At 64.4% G+C, this 16,850-nt stretch carries 14 protein-coding genes; 6 read left to right on the top strand and 8 right to left on the bottom strand.

Annotated elements, in window-relative coordinates:
* Nucleotides 1-93 precede the first annotated feature (93 nt).
* Together AC0NIL_RS26625 and AC0NIL_RS26620 are read left to right on the top strand one after the other, a co-directional pair.
* On the top strand, nt 94-1,431 hold the full coding sequence (locus tag AC0NIL_RS26625; protein ID WP_473572759.1) for an aromatic ring-hydroxylating oxygenase subunit alpha: 1,338 nt from the start codon (nt 94-96) through the stop codon (nt 1,429-1,431).
* A gap of 84 nt (nt 1,432-1,515) precedes the next feature.
* Nucleotides 1,516-3,162, top strand: coding sequence for an acetolactate synthase large subunit (locus AC0NIL_RS26620; protein ID WP_224619847.1), 1,647 nt, complete (start codon nt 1,516-1,518; stop codon nt 3,160-3,162).
* Between the two features lie 48 nt (nt 3,163-3,210).
* On the opposite strand, the gene AC0NIL_RS26615 is transcribed toward AC0NIL_RS26620, so the two are convergent.
* The 8 genes from AC0NIL_RS26615 to AC0NIL_RS26580 all read right to left on the bottom strand — a co-directional run bounded on the left by AC0NIL_RS26615 (nt 3,211) and on the right by AC0NIL_RS26580 (nt 12,343).
* Nucleotides 3,211-4,359, bottom strand: coding sequence for a substrate-binding protein (locus AC0NIL_RS26615; protein ID WP_411909240.1), 1,149 nt, complete (start codon nt 4,357-4,359; stop codon nt 3,211-3,213).
* Between the two features lie 103 nt (nt 4,360-4,462).
* Nucleotides 4,463-5,164 (bottom strand): ABC transporter ATP-binding protein, encoded by a 702-nt coding sequence (locus AC0NIL_RS26610; RefSeq protein ID WP_473572758.1) that lies wholly within the window; start codon nt 5,162-5,164, stop codon nt 4,463-4,465.
* Between the two features lie 2 nt (nt 5,165-5,166).
* Nucleotides 5,167-5,871 carry an ATP-binding cassette domain-containing protein gene (locus AC0NIL_RS26605; RefSeq protein ID WP_027036160.1) on the bottom strand — a complete coding sequence of 235 codons (705 nt, stop codon included), beginning with the start codon at nt 5,869-5,871 and terminating at the stop codon, nt 5,167-5,169.
* Nucleotides 5,868-6,854: a branched-chain amino acid ABC transporter permease gene (locus tag AC0NIL_RS26600; RefSeq protein ID WP_473572757.1), complete on the bottom strand. Its 987-nt coding sequence runs from the start codon at nt 6,852-6,854 to the stop codon at nt 5,868-5,870. Before AC0NIL_RS26600 ends, AC0NIL_RS26605 begins: the two co-directional genes overlap by 4 nt.
* Nucleotides 6,851-7,708, bottom strand: coding sequence for an urea ABC transporter permease subunit UrtB (gene urtB / locus AC0NIL_RS26595; RefSeq protein WP_027036158.1), 858 nt, complete (start codon nt 7,706-7,708; stop codon nt 6,851-6,853). Before urtB ends, AC0NIL_RS26600 begins: the two co-directional genes overlap by 4 nt.
* Nucleotides 7,709-7,712: 4 nt before the next feature.
* Nucleotides 7,713-8,834, bottom strand: coding sequence for a class II histone deacetylase (locus AC0NIL_RS26590; RefSeq protein ID WP_473572756.1), 1,122 nt, complete (start codon nt 8,832-8,834; stop codon nt 7,713-7,715).
* A gap of 83 nt (nt 8,835-8,917) precedes the next feature.
* Nucleotides 8,918-11,644, bottom strand: coding sequence for a winged helix-turn-helix domain-containing protein (locus tag AC0NIL_RS26585; protein WP_473572755.1), 2,727 nt, complete (start codon nt 11,642-11,644; stop codon nt 8,918-8,920).
* On the bottom strand, nt 11,645-12,343 hold the full coding sequence (locus AC0NIL_RS26580; protein WP_473572754.1) for a GNAT family N-acetyltransferase: 699 nt from the start codon (nt 12,341-12,343) through the stop codon (nt 11,645-11,647). It abuts the gene before it with no gap.
* Between the two features lie 169 nt (nt 12,344-12,512).
* Here AC0NIL_RS26580 and AC0NIL_RS26575 point away from each other — a divergent pair, with 169 nt between their 5' ends.
* From AC0NIL_RS26575 to AC0NIL_RS26560, 4 genes are read left to right on the top strand one after another with little or no spacing between them, the layout of a single operon-like run.
* Entirely contained in the window at nt 12,513-13,808 is a 1,296-nt protein-coding gene (locus tag AC0NIL_RS26575; RefSeq protein WP_473572753.1) for an ArgE/DapE family deacylase, read from the top strand.
* Complete coding sequence (locus tag AC0NIL_RS26570) at nt 13,805-14,863, top strand: phosphotransferase (protein WP_473572752.1); 1,059 nt, start codon at nt 13,805-13,807, stop codon at nt 14,861-14,863. The genes AC0NIL_RS26575 and AC0NIL_RS26570 overlap by 4 nt, the downstream gene beginning before the upstream one ends.
* Entirely contained in the window at nt 14,864-16,174 is a 1,311-nt protein-coding gene (locus AC0NIL_RS26565) for an aspartate aminotransferase family protein (protein WP_473572751.1), read from the top strand.
* A gap of 13 nt (nt 16,175-16,187) precedes the next feature.
* Nucleotides 16,188-16,844 (top strand): GntR family transcriptional regulator, encoded by a 657-nt coding sequence (locus AC0NIL_RS26560; RefSeq protein ID WP_473572750.1) that lies wholly within the window; start codon nt 16,188-16,190, stop codon nt 16,842-16,844.
* Nucleotides 16,845-16,850 lie beyond the last annotated feature (6 nt).

Raw genomic sequence — 16,850 nt, 5'->3', positions numbered from 1 at the left:
GGTCTATCATTTCTGTATTTGCTGCAAGCCTTTCCGCATCGCACACTCTATCGAAACGTCATTCGAACGCCAGCGAGCAGAAAGGTGTTTGCCGTGCAGGCCTACACATCGAACAGCCAGCCTATCGACAGAAGCGAGACCGTCAGGCTGATCGACCGGCAACGTCCGGACTGGTCGCTGGAACAGGCCTTCTACGCGGACCCTGCCATCTTCGCGCTGGAACGGGATTTGTGGTTTCCGCGCCAATGGATGCTTGTCGCCCATGCCAGCGAGGTCCCAGAAAAGGGCCGCTACATCGTGCGCCAGCTTTTCGACGAGGAGATCATCGTCGTGCGCTTCGGCGATGGCGAGGAGGACATCGCGGCCTACTACAATATCTGCACCCATCGCGGCTCGCGGCTCTGCGCCGAGGATGGTCGCGGCAAGCTTCTGGTCTGCCCCTACCATGCCTGGTCGTTCAGGCTGACCGGCGAGTTGCAGTCACGGCAGGATCTACCGGAAAGCGTCAATCCGGAAGCGCTGGGACTGCACCGCGTGCCCTGCAAGCATTTCGGCGGCCTCGTGTTCTGCGGCCTCGATGCCAATTCGCTGCCCGACATCCAGCCTGTCGCGGACGGGCTGACCGGCGGCTTGCGCGAAAACGGCCTGGACCGTGCACGCATCGTCGCGCGCAAGAACTATCTCACCAAGGCGAACTGGAAGCTGGTGCTCGAGAACTTCCTCGAATGCTATCACTGCCGGCCGGCCCACCCCGAATATTACCGCGTCAACGGCCATGTCAAAGTGACCGCGACCCGCGACGCCGACAAGGCGGTCGAGTGGCAGAATGAAATCGAGGCCTGGCACAGCGTCATCGGCGATGCCGAGTTCCACAAGGGCGCGTGGCAGGCTGGCGACCTCGACACGATGCCGTTTGCCATGCACCGCAAGCCGATCGGATCTGGCCGCAACACGCTGTCCAATACGGGCGAGGGGGTCTCATGCCTGATGGGCGGCCGTCACGCCTATGATGGTGGCGAAAGCGGCTTCCGCCTCGGACGCCTGTCGTTTGCAAGTGCTGCCAATGATTATGTCACGCTGTTCCAGATGATACCGCGCAACGCCATGGAAACAGACGTCATCCTGACATGGCTCGTCGACAAGGATGCCGATAACGACGTCGACGCCGATGCGATCAGCTGGATGTGGGACGTCACCACGGTGCAGGACAAGAAGATCACCGAGGACAATGCCGACGGCATCATGTCGCGCGCCTACCGGCCTGGTCCCTATACGCCGCTGGAAAGCCAGACCTCGTTCTTCGTGCAGACCTATCTGTCAGAACTGCGTTCGCTGATCACCGGCACGCGCGGCGCACCGCTCAGCCAGTGGTCTGCACCGAAGGAACTTTTCGCCTCGCCGAAAGCGGCGAGCTGCAACACGCGCCGCTGACCCGCAGCCGAAGATGCCTCTTTGAGGCGTCGCATTCCGATGCCATATGAAGGTGGCCGACGGAATGTTGCGGGAGAGGTGGTCATGACCAAAGGTTCGGATCTGTTCGTCGCGGCCCTCGAGAACGAAGGGGTCGAGCGGATTTTCGGCATTCCGGGCGAAGAAAATCTCGACATCGTCGAATCCATCCGCCGCTCCTCGATCCAGCTGATCCTGACCCGCCACGAGCAGGCAGCCGCTTTCATGGCCGCCACCTATGGCAGGCTTACCGGCAAGCCGGGTGTGTGCATCACCACGCTTGGCCCGGGCGCGCTCAACCTTTCGACCGGTTCGGCCTATGCGCTGCTCGGCGCGATGCCGATGATCATGATCACCGGCCAGAAAGGCATCCTGTCATCCCGGCAGGCGCGCTTCCAGATCGTCGACATCGTCGCGGCGATGAAGCCGCTGACCAAGCTGTCGCGTCAGATCGTCTCGCCGAAGATGATCCCCTCGTTGGTTCGCGAAGCTTTCCGTGTCGCCCAGGAAGAGCGTCCCGGCCCCGTACATCTTGAATTGCCGGAAGACATTGCGGCGGCCGAGTGTGAACCGGTAGCACTCGTGCCAACGCATCCGGTCGAACTGCCGCTGGCCAGCCCGGGCGCGCTTGATCGCGCCGCCCGTATGATCATGGAAGCCAGGCGTCCGCTGCTGATGTTTGGTGCGGCGGCGTCGCGACCGCGCGTGACTCCCGATGTCGCCCAGTTCGTGCTGCGGACGCAAATTCCCTATTTCACCACGCAGATGGGCAAGGGCACCGTGCCTGGCGGCACGGAGCTCTATATGGGAACGGCAGCCCTTTCGGAGCGCGACTATGTGCACGAGGCCATCGAACAGGCCGATCTGATCATCACCGTCGGTCACGACACGGTGGAGAAGCCGCCCTTCATCATGGGGGCGAAGGGGCCGAAGGTCATTCATGTCGGCTATCATTCAGCCGATGTCGAGCAGGTCTATTTCCCGCAAGCCGAAATCGTCGGCGACCTCGGTCCTTCGCTGGCGCTGCTGGCCGACCGCATCGAGGGCAAGATCCCCAATGCACAGGCCTTGTTGCCGCTGCGGGAAGGCATTCTGAGCCGAATCGCCGCGCGCGCCACCGAAGATCGCTTCACACCGCAGCGCATCGTGCACGATGTCCGCGCCGTGATGCCGGCGGATGGGATCCTCGCCCTCGACAATGGCATGTACAAGATCTGGTTCGCGCGCAACTACCGCACCCGCATGGCAAACACGATCCTGCTCGACAATGCGCTGGCCACCATGGGCGCGGGCCTGCCGTCGGCGATGATGGCAGCACTGCTCTATCCGCAGCGCCGTGTCATGGCCATCTGTGGCGACGGCGGCTTCATGATGAACAGCCAGGAACTGGAGACCGCCGTCAGGCTCAAGCTCAACCTCGTCGTTCTGCTGCTCGAAGACCATGCCTATGGCATGATCCGCTGGAAGCAGGCGGTCGACGAATTCCCGGATTTCGGCATGACCTTCGGCAATCCCGATTTCGTCAGATATGCCGAGGCCTATGGCGCCAGGGGGACCAGGGTTACGGAGATCGCCGACTTGCGGCCGGCGCTGGAACAGGCCTTCACCGGCGGCGGCGTGCACCTCGTCGTCGTGCCCATCGACTATTCCGAAAACACCAGGGTGCTCGTCGACGAACTGCGCGAGCGGCTGCCGGCGCCGCAGACGCCCTGACGGCGGCAAAGCCGCCGTCAGGATTGCCTGGAGCCGTTGCCGGAGCTCCTACAGCTTGCAGTAAGGGGTGACCGGCGCGATCGTCCCGAAATCCTTGGCGATCTCATAGCTGATGCCGTCTGCGGCCGCCTTGCCGACATAGGAATGGCAGAGCGTGTGGTTGTTGCTGGCATCGACCCGGATCTTGCCTTGCGGCGCGTCGAACTCGATCGTCGGCAGCGCCTTGAGCACATCATCGTCATTCAGCGATCCGGCCTTCTCGGCGGCCAGGGCGTAGAGATGCAGGCCGTTGTAGCCGGCCTCGCCGATGCCGTTGACCATCTTCTCCTGGCCGAACTTCTCGCGGAAGCTCGCGATGAACTTCTTGTTGACCGGATTGTCGAGCGCCATCCAGTAAGGCTGCGGTGCGTAGGTGCCGGCCGCAACGCCGGGCGGCAGCGCGTCCTTGTTGAACACCTCGTCGAGCGGCGCGATCAGCGGCTGCTTGATGTCGAAAGAGCGATACTGCTTGAGCTGCGTGACCGCGTCATTGCCGACCACCATCGACCACACGACGTCGGGCTTCAGCGACTTGATCTTCTGGAATGCAGGGCCGAAATCCGTTGTGCCGAACGGATAATAGTCGGCGCCGATGATCTTGCCGCCGGCCTTCTCATAGGCTGCCGTGATCGCCTCGGTCATCTTCTGCGGCCAGGCATAGTCGGAGGCCATGACGTAGATGGTCTTGCCGAGCGTCTCGGCCACCCATGGCATCATCGGGTCGACTTGCTGCATCGGGATCGGGCCGGTGGCGACGAAGTAGCGGTTGCATTCGCCGCCTTCGAAATTGGTCGGGTAGAAGAACAGCTTCTTGGCCTTCGAGGTCACCGACAGCGTAGCACTTCGCTCCGGCGAAATGATCGTGCCCATGACCACGTCGACCTTGTCTTCGTTGATGAGCTTGCGCGCCTTGTCGATGGAACCCTTGGTCGTGGTCTGGTTGTCCTCGATGAACAACTCGACCTGGCGCCCGCCAATGCCATTGGCGGCGTTCAGTTCGGCGGCGGCGAGCTTGTAGCAATTGAGCAGCGTCTCGCCGAGGATCGCCTGCAGCCCGGTGATCGGGATCGACAGGCCGACCTTGACGGTGTCGGCGGCGCGCAGGATCGACGGCGCACCGATTATGGCGAAAGCGGCCGCGGCGCCGCCGGATTTCAAGACAGTTCTTCTGCTTATCATTGTTGTGTTCCCTTCCAGTCCCAGGCGCGCCCCATGCACGCCTTACAAGTCAACAAGCTCCCAGGCGCGCTTCAGGCGCGCCCTATAGGGCCAACAGATCCTTCAGCAGGGTCTCGTCGGCGAACGCCTCCGGCGCGCCTTCATGGACGATCCTGCCCTTCTCCATCACCAGGCAGCGGTCCGATGACTTGAGAACGAGATCGAGATTCTGCTCGACCAGCACGATCGCGATGCCGCGTTCGCGCGCGATGCGCGGCACCAGCTCGGCGATCGACTGCACGATGTTCGGCTGTATGCCTTCCGAAGGCTCGTCGAGCAGCAGCACCGAGGGCAAGCCGCACAGCGCGCGGCCGATCGCCAGCATCTGCTGCTGGCCGCCTGAAAGCGTGCCTGCGATCTGTGCTTCGCGTTCGCGCAGGATTGGAAAATAGCCGAAGATGTCGGCCGGAATGCCGCCGTCGCCACGGTCCTTGGCAGCGCGGGTGCCGACCTCCAGGTTTTGCCGCACCGTCAGCTGGTTGAAGATCCCGCGCCCCTGCGGCACATGCGCAATGCCTGCCCGCGCGCGGCGGAAGGCCGGCGCGTTGGTGAGGTCCTTGTCACCGAGAACCACCGCGCCGCCGCTCGCCCGCAAGCCGCCGGCGATGACGCGCAGCAGCGTCGTCTTGCCGGCGCCGTTGCGGCCGAGCAGGCCGACGACTTCGCCGGGCGCGACACTGAGGTCGATGCCGTTCAGCACCGGGAGCAGGCCGTAGCCGGCCGAGACCGCAAGTGTCCGCAGCATGGTCAGCGCCTCCCCAGATAGACGTCGCGGACCATCTCGTCGGTCTCGATGTCATGGAAAGGACCGCTGCGCAGCCGGCGTCCCTGATGCAGCACCAATGTCTCGCAGTTCAGCGCCCGCACGAAGCGGATGTCGTGCTCGACGGCAACGATCGAGAACTCGCCCTTGAGGCGCAGCAGCATGTCGGCCGTCGCCAGCGTCTCTTGCGGCGTCATGCCGGCAGTGGGTTCATCGAGCAACAGCAGGCGCGGCTCTATCGCCAACGCCATGCCGATCTCCAGCCATTGCTTCTGGCCGTGTGCGAGCTCACCGGCGAGCGTGGCGGCACGGTTACCGAGCGCGACCAGTTCCAACAGTTCGCCAACCGGGCGCACAGGCGAAGGCGCGCCCCATCGCGCGACCTTCAGATTGTCCTCCACCGAGAGGCTCGGGAAGACCGAGGGAATCTGGAATTTGCGGGCGATGCCGAGCCGGGCGATGCGATGCAGCGGCAGGCCGGCTATGTCGTGACCGAGGAAGCGCACGCTGCCGCTGGTCGGGCGCAGCGTACCGGTCAGCACATTGAGGAAGGTGCTTTTGCCGGCGCCGTTCGGGCCGATGATGCAGCAGAGTTCCTTGTCGCGTACAGTGAGGTTCAGGGCCTCCAGCGCCTGCAGCCCGCCAAAGCGGATGCCAACATTTTCGGCCTGGAGCAGGATGTCGCTCATTGTGCGCGCCTCCCGCCTTTGAACAGGGCTTTCAGCCGCGCGTAGATTGACAGGATGCCGTCCGGCAGGACGAAGACGATGATGACGAAGACGCAGCCGAGCAATAGCGGCCACAGGCTCGGGTTGAAGCTGCTGATAGTCTGCTGCGCGCGTTGGATGAAGATGGCGCCGAGCACCGGCCCAAGCAGCGTGCCGCGCCCGCCGACCGCCACCCAGACGATGACTTCCGTCGACAGAAGCAGTCCGGACAGGTCGGGCGCCACCAACCCCGCCATGCAGACATAGAGCGCGCCGGCAAGGCCGGCGATCGCCGCCGACAGGACGAAGGTGACAAGCAGCCGCAACGGCGCATTGTGGCCGAGCGCGGCCGCCCGGACTTCGTTGTCTTGAATGGCGGTCAGCACCGTGCCCCAGCGGCCGCGGCTGATCGACCACAGCGCCAGCACCGTCACGGCGACGATGGCCGAGACGAAGATATAGGAGGGCAGATCCTGGCTCAGATCGACATGCAGGCCGCCAAGATCGAACTCGATCGGCGGGATGCCGATCAGGCCGCTGTCGCCGCCGGTGACCGAACTCCACGAAACCGCGGCCTGCTGGCAGATGACGCCCATCGCCAGCGTGACGATGGTGAAATAGCTGCCACGAATGCCGCCGAAGAACAGGAAGTAGCCGATGATAGCGGCGACGAAGGCCGCACCCGCCACCGCACCGATGATGCCGAGCAGGCTTCCGAAGGGGATGGCATCATTGAGCGTAACCAGCGCCATGATGTAGCCGCCGATGCCGAAGAAGGCGGCGTGGCCGAAACACAGGATTCCGGTGCGGCCCCAGAAGAAGTCGAGGCTCGCCGCGAACAGGCCGAAGATCAGCGCGTCGCGGATCACCGTCAGCTGATAGCCGCCGGCAAAGAGCGGATAGACGACCGCGAGCGCCACGCAGATGGCGAAGATCAGCAGCCAGTTGCGGTCGCGGGCGATCATCGCGACGCTCCGTTGAACAGGCCGTTGGGTCGCAGCCGGACAGCGACGATGGCCGCCAGCAGCACGATCGCCTGCGCCAGCGACGGCGAGATCTGATAATTGAGGATGCTGGTCAGCCCGCCGACAAAGACGCTGCCGGCGACGAGGCCGCCGATCGAGCCGACGCCGCCGACGATGACGACGAAGAAGGCGTTGGCGAGATAGTTCACCCCCATCTGCGGCAGCACGATCGCCAGTGGCGCGACCAGTCCGCCGGCAAGCCCGGCGATGGCTGCGCCGAAGGTGAAGGCGATAGCGTAGGTACGCCGCGTGTTGATGCCGACGCCCTCGGCCATCTCGCGGTTCTGGATGACGGTGCGGATGTCGAGGCCGAAGGACGTCCGGCTGATCAGCAGGATGACGCCGAGCAAGGTCAGCATGGCGATGCCGATCAGGATCAGCCGGTAGGCCGGATAGACGGTGAAGACGAGATCGAGCGTGCCCTCGATCGGCGGCGTCACCGGCTTGGCGCCGAGGCCGAAGGTCAGTTCCAGCCCTTGCTGCAGGATCAGGCTGACGCCCCAGGTGGCGAGAACGGTAGAGACAGGTCTGGAATAGAGATGGCGGATGATGGCGAATTCGAGGATACAGCCGACCACCGCGCCGGCGATGGGCGCCGCGGCCAGGCCCAGCCAGAAAGAGCCGCCCATGCTCTGCACGAAATAGACCGCAAAGGCGCCGACGGTGACGAACTCGCCATGCGCCAAATTGGTCACGTTCATCAGCCCGAAGCTGATCGCCAGCCCGAGCCCGACCAGCATCAGGATACTGATCAGCGTCAGTGCATTGAGCAGCGTGGTGACGACAAAATCCATCGCGTCAGGCCGCACTGGCGAGGCGTTGGCGCAGGTCGGCGAGCAGCCCCTCTGCGGCATCGATCACCGCGGCCTGGTGCGGCTGCAGATCCTGCCCGGCCCATTCGTCGATATGCTCCGACAGCGGGTCGACCACCTCGGTGCGGTGATTGGCCAGGGTCTCGATGACGGCGTGGCCGCAGAACGGCACATAGCCTTCCGAATAGCCGCCTTCATGGGTCATGATCAGTCGACCGTTCGACGTTTCGGCGGCCAGCGCCACCATTCGCGCGGCCAGGCGCCGGAAGCATTCGCTGTTGAGCATCATGCGGCCGAGCGGATCGAAGCCGGACGCATCGAAGCCGGAGGCGACGATGACGAGGTCCGGTCTGTAGGCACGCAGCGCCGGCGCGACGACACGGTCGAAAGCTGCTTCATAGGCGCCGGTCCCGCTGCCGGCCGGCAGCGGTATGTTTATGTTGTAGCCTTCGCCGGCATCTTTCCCGTTGTCGGCCAGCGCACCGCGCCCGGTCGGGTAGAGATTGTGCTGATGCAGGGAAATGGTCAGCACCGACGGGTCGGAATAGAACACCGTCTCGGTGCCGTTGCCATGGTGCACATCCCAGTCGACCACTGCGGCCCGGCCAAGCAGGCCTTCATGCTGCAGCCGGCGCACCGAGACGCCGATGTTGGAGAACAGGCAGTTGCCCATCGCCTGGTCGGGTTCGGCATGGTGCCCCGGCGGCCGCGCCAGCGCGTAGGCATTGTCGACGCGGCCAGTCAGAACGGCGCGCATGGCGGCATAGGTGGTGCCGGCCGACAGCAGGGCGATATCGAAACTGTTGAGACCGATCGGCGCCTGTGGCCCGGCGAAACCGGAGCCCCGCTCGCTGAGCATGCGGATATCGTCGACATGGCGTTGCGTATGGACGCGCAGCAGGTCTTCGACCGAGACCGGCTCGGGGATGATCGGGACGAGATGGCGCGACAGGCCGCTGACCTGGATCAAATTGTTCAGCCGGCGCTTCGAGCCAGGCGATTCCAGATGGCGGCCGGGTTCCACGAAACGGCCGGGCGGCATCATGTCGGCACTGGAGCCGGTGTCATGCCACATCAGCTGTTCGTGAAAAACGTAGCCTGTCGCCATCCGCAGCGTCCTCTGAAAACCAGGTGACGCTAGCAGGCTAACGATCATGTGGCCCGACCCGAAAGAGGGGTCGCGCCTGTTATCTATGCCCCTCCTTTCGGAGGGGTATGGGCGCCTGCGGACCCTTGCGCGGCGCGCACGGCCTGGACCCGGTTGGTCACCGCGAGCTTGCCGAAAATGTTCTTCAGATGCCACTTCACCGTGGTTTCGCTTACCGACAGCGCAAGGGCGATATCGCGATTGGACATGCCCTCGGCGAGATAGCGCAGCAGTTCGGCCTCGCGCTGGGTGAGCTGTTCCTTTTCAGCGGCTGGTGCGGCCAGCTTGCGTGTCGCGACAGGCATTGTCTGCGCGGCATCGATGATGCGCGTCGCATAGGCTGACAGCGCGGGATCAGTCTTCGCCTGGGCCGCACGCAGCCGCATCAACCCTTCGACGACGGACCTCCCCTCGTCGACGAAGGAACGGATGAAGCCGGAGGGTTGGGCGAGGCGCAATGCATCGAGGAGATTGCGGTCTGCCTCGCGTTGGACGTGGGCAGCGCTGGCCGCTTTGGCGTGCAGGATCAGCGCCAATATATGGCGGCGCATGCGCCCGCTGTCTTTCGTGCGCTCCAGCAGCGCCTCGAAAACCTGCGCCGCAGCTGTATAGGATTTCTCGGCCGTCAGCAGGCGGCCTTCGGCGAAGAACTCGAACTCGTTGGCGGTGGTGATGGCCATCGAAGCCTCGGTCCCTTCGCCGCGATGCTCGGTCAGCAGCGCGCGCGCCTCGGCAATACGGTTCTGGTCGAGCAGCACACGTATGCGGTCATGCACGATCATCGATGCCAGGCGGCGATACACCGTGCCGTGTACGCGTTGATAGACGCGCTCCAGCATTTCCAGTGCCGCTTCGGTGCGACCGGTCAGCTGCAGCACGCGGGCATAGGTCGGTACGCTGGCCAGGGGATAGACGATGACCGCCGCGCCTTCGATCTGCGGTCCGAGATTCTCGACCAGGGTCAGCGCCTCGCCCGACGCATTGGTCTCGTAGGCAAGTTCGGCAAGCAGCGTTCCGGCCAAGGCCTCGGCATAGGAGTTTGCACCGATCCGCGCCCTGGCCTCGATGATGGCGTTGCGCAGCAGCCGTTCGGCGGCGGGCAAGCGTCCCGCCGAACGCTCGACAACGGCCATGTAGCAATTGGCGATGGTGACGCCGAGCAGACTGCCGCTTCGCTCATGTGCCCGCCGCGCCGCATCGATTGCGGCGCGCGCACCTTCGAGGTCGCCCAGCGCATAGAGGTTGTAGCCGATGACGTTGGCGGTAGCACCCTCCATGAACCAGGCATCGGGCGCGATGACGCGCAGGGCCGCAAGGGCTGTGTCGCGCGCCTGATCGAACTGCTCCAGCGTGCTGTGGACGGCGGCGGCAAGGACCGTCAGTTCGGCCTCGATTGTCGTGCCGGTCATGGTGCCTGGGTCATTGCTGTCGGTCGGTCCGGTCTCGACCAGCTTGCGCGCATTGCTCAGCGTCTGCTGGGCAATCTCGGGTTGGCTGCTGTGCACCGCCAGCCACAGCACCACCAGTTGCAGCCGGATGCGCTGGTCGATCAGCTTCCTCGGCAGCAGTGCCAGCAACTGGCGTACGTAAAGAAGCTGGCACTGGGCGATGAGGTCGAGCGCGTTGTTTTCGACGAACACCGCCGCGCGTGCCTGGTCGCCGGCGGCCAGCGCGTGCCCGATCGCTTCGGTCAGCATCTTGCGTTCGCCGAACCATTCGGCGGCCGCCAGATGCAGCGGCGCGATCATCTCCGGTTCGCGCCGTTCCATTTCGCGGCTGAGGAAGTCACGGAACAGATGATGGTAGCGGAACCAGCGCCGCTCTTCGTCGAGCGGCACCAGGAACAGGTTGCGCGTCTCGATCTCGGTGATCGCCGCTTCGGCGTCGGCCGCGCGCATCACCGCCCGGCAGGCCTCGGCGCTGAAGCGTTCGAAGATCGAGCTGTAGAGCAGGAATTTTGCGATCGCCGGCGGCAGTTCCAGGAACACTTCGCCCATCAGGAAGTCGGCGACGTTTCGGTTGGCGCCGGTAAAATTGCCGATGACGGTTTCCGGTGCATGCGCGGCACTCAGTGACAAAGAGGCCAGTTGCAGGCCGGCGGCCCATCCTTCGGTGCGCGAGCACAAGGTCTCCACCGTGCCGCTGCTGACGCTCAGGCCCAGCTTGTCGTTGAAGAAAGCTTCGGCTTCGGACGAGGCGAAACGGAGATCGTCAGGGCCGATTTCGAAAACGTCGCCAAGCACCCGGAGCTTGCCGAGCTGCAGATCGGGCAGGCTGCGCGAGCCGATGACGAAGGCGACGTTTGCCGGCGCCTGCCGGGTCAGGCGCTCCATGAACCGCTTCACCGCCGGCGCCTCGATGGTGTGGTAGTCGTCGAAGAACACGGTGATGTCGGCCTCGCGCGCCGCAAGACCCGCCACAAGTGCTGCGAGCACGACATCGAGCTGGGGGATCGGGCTCGACTGGAAGGCGAGGTCGAGTTCCGCCGGGCTCTGGACGAGATGGCGCAGCGCGCCCACCAGATGCGACAGGAAGGCACCTTCGTCATTGTCCGTCGCCTCGCAGGACAGCCATGCCGTCAGCCGGCCGTGGCGCGCGACTTCCGCGGCCCATTGCGCCATCGTCGTCGACTTGCCGAAGCCGGCCGGCGCGGCGAACAGCACGATGCGCGTGTCGATATGGCGCTCCAGCGTCGACAGGATGGTCTCGCGGCGAACCCATCGGCGATGGTGCGGCGACGCTTGGCTGACGGATTGCGGAGCTGCTCTCATCTAGGTCCGCGCAACCTGTCGGTTCTCCGGGGAAAGCGCGGCTCCCTTGCCATTGCTCCACTCCGTTTCGATCAGCGGAATCTGCGGTGCGGCGTTGCGCGGCAAGGTCCCCTTGATCCGGGGATCGTCGACGATCTCAAATCCGGTAGCGAAGGGCACGAACCCGCAGGCACTGTAGAACCCGATGACGCTGTGATGGTCGAAGCTGCTCGTATGCAGCCAGATACGGTTCGGGTTGAGGCGCCATGCGAGATCCAGTGCGCCAGCCATCAGCCGCTTGCCGAAACCTCGGCCGGTCAGGGAGGGGAACAGGCCGAAATAGGTGATCTCGATCTCGCTGCTGTCGGCGGCGAAGAACTCGACCATGCCGAGATGCGCGCCGGTCTCGTCATGGCCGTAGTAGAGATGCTGGCGCGGGTCGGTGAAATGCTCGGTGATTTCGGCATCGGACATTTCGGAAACACGGTCCCACAGCCAGGGCGCGCCGATCTCGAGGAAGATCGCTCGGTAGGAAGCGCAGTCAGGCGTCGTGATTCGTGTCATGGCCAAGGGGTGCGCGAGATCGGGTTGCGGCGCGCGCGCCTCCATCCACGTCACCGCATTGGCGAGCTTGCCCACCGGCAGGCGATGGTAGCCAATGGCGAGATCGGTGATTTCGGCGGGCATCGTGTCTTCGGTGATCAACGCATTCCTCGTCATGTCTTCCAGAGATAGCAGTATCGGCTTGCTGCATCCGATGCCAACTCCCCAAGACCATGGCAGCATCGAACGGCAAGTCCTGGACTGAAAGTTTGGCGCGTATGCCTCTTGCATTTCTCAGGAATGGCATATGAGATATGATACACCATCCAGAAGAAAGTGAAATATGATGCCTGAGCGGATTGCGGATGAGGCCATTCTGAGCGCGGTCGATGACGGCTTCGCCCGACAGGTCGCGTTTCTGCAAGACCTCGTGCGGTTTCCATCCCAGCGTGGCGAGGAACATGCCGCACAATCGTTCATGGCGGCTGCCTATGAGGCTGTCGGCTACGCGGTCGACATGTGGCGCGTCGATGTCGATGCGATTCGCGACTTGCCCGGTTTTTCGCCTGTGGCGGTTTCCTATGATGATGCCTTCAATGTCGTTGCCACGCACACGCCGAGAACCGCGACCGGCCGCTCGCTGATCCTCAACGGCCATATCGATGTCGTGCCGACCGGACCGCTCGACCGCTGGGTGCGCGATCCCTACGATCCGGTGATCGAGGACGGCTGGATGCATGGCCGCGGCGCCGGCGACATGAAGGCCGGCCTGTCCGCCTGCCTCTATGCGCTGACCGCCTTGCGCAGCCTTGGCTATCAGCCGGCCGCGAACGTTTACCTGCAGTCGGTGGTCGAGGAAGAATGCACCGGCAACGGCGCGCTCGCCTGCCTGCAGCGCGGCTACCGCGCCGACGCCGCCTTTATTCCCGAACCGCTGGAGCCGAGATTGATGCGGGCACAGGTCGGTCCGATCTGGTTCCGGGTCGAGGTCGACGGCGACCCGCAGCATGCCTCGGGTGCATTCTCGGCCGGCGCCAATGCCATCGAAAAAGCCTTCATCATCATCCAGGCGCTGAAGCAGCTCGAAATCGTCTGGAACGCGCGCAAGGTCGACGACAAGCATTTCCATGATCATCCGCATCCGATCCGCTTCAACCTAGGCAAGATCGAAGGCGGCGAGTGGACATCGAGCGTTCCGGCGCGATGTGTCTTCGAGATGCGCGTCGCCACCTATCCCGGCCAGAGGCTCGAAGACGCCAGGGCCGAGCTCGAAGCCTGCATTGCCGACGCAGCGCGTGCCGATCCGTTCCTGGCCAATCGCCCACCGACGATGACCTACAACGGCTTCATGGCCGAGGGCTATGTGCTGGAGGGCGCCGACGAGATGGAAGCGGTGCTGCGCCGCAGCCATACCGCCGTGTGGGGCGAGCCGCTGACGGAACACGTCACTTCGGCGACAACCGATGCGCGTTTCTTCGGCCTCTACGCCGACACGCCGGCGATCGTCTACGGCCCGATCTGCCGCATGCCGCATGGCTATGACGAGGCCGTCGATCTCGACTCGGTGCGCAAGGTCACCCAGACGATCGCGCTGTTCATCGCCGACTGGTGCGGGCTCGAACCCATCGAGGCCCGGCCATGAATGCGGCTGTGCCCGATGCTTTCGGCGAAACGCTCGCCGAGGACGCGCCGGATGTCTCGACTGCCGACGCGCTTGCCATCCTGCGCCGGCACTACCGGCTGACCGGCAGCGCGCGTCCGTTGCCGGGCGAACGCGACCACAATTTCCACATCCAGACGGACGGCGAGGGCGAGTTTGTCCTGAAAATCTCCCATCCGGCGGAAGAGGCCGGCTTCACAGACTTCCAGAACAAGGCACTCGACCACATCCTTGCAGTCGACCCCACCTTGCCGGTTCCCAAGGTGCGCAAAAGCCTTGAGGGCGAAGCGCAATTCGCGGCCAGTGTTGGTGGATCGGCACCGCGCATCATCCGGCTGGTCACCTATCTGCCGGGCCAGTTGCTTTCGCGGTCGCCGACTTCCGAGGCGCAGGATCGCAATCTCGGCATCTTCCTCGCCCGCCTCGGCCGGGCGCTGCGCGGCTTCTTCCACCCGGCTGCTGGCAGCGACCTGCTCTGGGACATCCGCAAGGTCGCCAAGACACGGCCGATGATGGCGCACATCAGTGACCCGAGCCGGCGGGCGATGGTCGAACGCGCGATCGACTCCTTCGAGGAGCATGCTGCGCCGATCATTCCGAGGCTGCGCGCGCAGATCGTCCACAACGACATGAACTCCTACAATGTGGTGATGGACGCGTCGCGGCCGGAGATCGTCAGCGGCATCCTTGATTTCGGCGACATGATCCATTCGCCGCTGATCTGCGACCTCGCCATCGGCGCTGTCTACCGCTGGCCGGCGCAAGGTCATCCGCTGGCGCCGGCCGCGCGCTTTGTCGCCGGCTATCAATCGGTGCAGCCGCTCGAGGAGGACGAGATCGGCATTCTCTTCGATCTGATCCGTGCTCGCCTTGCGCTCATCGTCAACATCGCCAGTTGGCAGGCCGAGCGCTTCCCGGCCAAGCGCGACTATGTGCTGCGCCTCGCCACCGAGGTCTGGGCTTCGCTCGAAAAGCTGGATGGTCTGTCATCCACCGATGCCCGCCGCTATTTTCTCGACCATTCCAATCCGGAGTAGATGCTCGTGTCCCAGTCCTCGCCTTACCCTGCAAATGCCGACGCGGCTGCATCGGAGCGCGCGCTGCTTGAACGCCGCGCCAGGCTGCTTGGGCCGACTTACCGCGCCTTCTACCGCAACCCGATCCATCTGGTGCGTGGCAGCGGTGTGTGGCTCTACGATGCACAGGGCCGCAAGTTCCTCGACGGCTACAACAACGTCGCGTCGGTCGGACACTGCCATCCGCGCGTCGTCGAGGCGCTGTCGGGGCAGGCCGCCACGCTCAACACCCACACGCGCTATCTCAGCGAGATCATCCTCGACTACGCGGAGAAACTACTCGGCACCGTCCCGGCCCATCTCGGCCACGCCATGTTCACCTGCACCGGCAGCGAGGCGAACGATCTCGCCATCCGCATCGCCCAGCATTCCAGCGGCGGCACCGGGGTGATCATCACCGACTTCGCCTATCACGGCGCCACGATCGCGACGGCGCAACTGTCGCCGGCCGCGGTCGGGGCTAAGGGCGTGCCCGCGCACCACCGCACCGTGGCAGCGCCGGACACGTTCCGCGACCATGGCCGGGCCGCGCATGATTTCGCCAAAAATGTCGCGGCCGCCATCGAGGACATGGGCGCAAAGAATATCCGGCCGGCCGCATTGCTTCTCGACTCGGCCTTTTCCAGCGATGGCATCTTCTTTCCGGATGCGGTGGTGATGCGCGAGGCGGCCGACCATGTGAAAAAGGCCGGCGGCATCGTCATTGCCGATGAAGTCCAGTCCGGCTTCGGCCGGCTCGGCCAGGGCATGTGGGGCTTCGCCAACTATGGCATCGAGCCCGACATCGTCACGATGGGCAAGCCGATCGGCGACGGGCATCCGATGGGCGCCGTGCTTGTGCGGCCGCAGCTTGTCGCCTCCTTCGGCTCGAACACCGGTTATTTCAACACTTTTGGCGGCAATCCGGTCGCTGCCGCCGTCGGCCTCGCCGTTCTGGAGGTGATCGAAGGTGAAGGACTCATCGAGAATGCGCGCAATGTCGGCGCCTATACGGCTGAGCTGCTGCGCGCCCTGCAGAGCCGGCATGGCGCGGTCGCCGACATCAGGCACAACGGCCTCTATTTCGGCGTCGAGCTGATGGCGGACGGCGACGAGGCGCTGGCCGCCACCAAGACATCGGCGGTCGTCGAAGCCATGCGCGAGGACGGCGTGCTGATCTCGTCCTGCGGTCCGCGCGGCAATGTGCTGAAGATCAGGCCGCCACTGCCGTTTGCCAGGGACAATGCCGAGCAACTGGCCGAGACGCTCGATCGCGCGCTGTCGAACTGGTGAGCGGGCCGAACGCATGCTGAAGCTCGAACATCAAACCCTGAATGACCGCGCCTATGGCGCGCTCAAGCAGGAGTTGATTTCCGGCGGCTTCAGCCCGGGCCAGACGCTGGTCATCCGCAAGCTCGCCGAGATGTTCGGCATCTCGACGACACCGATCCGCGAGGCGCTGCAGAGGCTTGTCGCCGAGCGGCTGCTCGAGATGCAGAACAACCGCTCGGTCATCGTGCCGTTGCTGTCCGCGCCTGCCTTCGAGGAATTGACGCGCATCCGCATCGCCGTCGAGGGACTGGCGGGCGAGATGGCGGCGACCAGGATGAGCGAAAGCGGGCTGGCTGACATACAGGCGACGCTCGCCGGCATGCAGCGTGCCATCGAGGCCGGCGACGCCAGGGCCTATCTCTCGTTGAACGAGGCGTTCCACTTCGCCATCTACCAACACGCCGGCGCACCGATCCTGCTCAACATGATCCGCGACCTCTGGGGGCGGGTTGGGCCTTATCTCAAGCTGCTGATGCAGGCCGATCGCTACATTCCGCAGTCCAACGACGCGCATCGCAAGATCGTCGCCGCACTGGAGCAGCGCAGCGGTCCCACCGTGCGGATTTTCATAGAAGAGGACATCGCCGTGGCGGCCGCCGTACTATCTGCAAACCTTGACGCTGCCAGGTAGCCGTCG

The sequence above is a fragment of the Mesorhizobium sp. WSM1343 genome (assembly GCF_055901535.1).
Note: the sequence above shows the minus strand (reverse complement) of the source record. Positions and strands in the feature narration are given on the sequence as shown.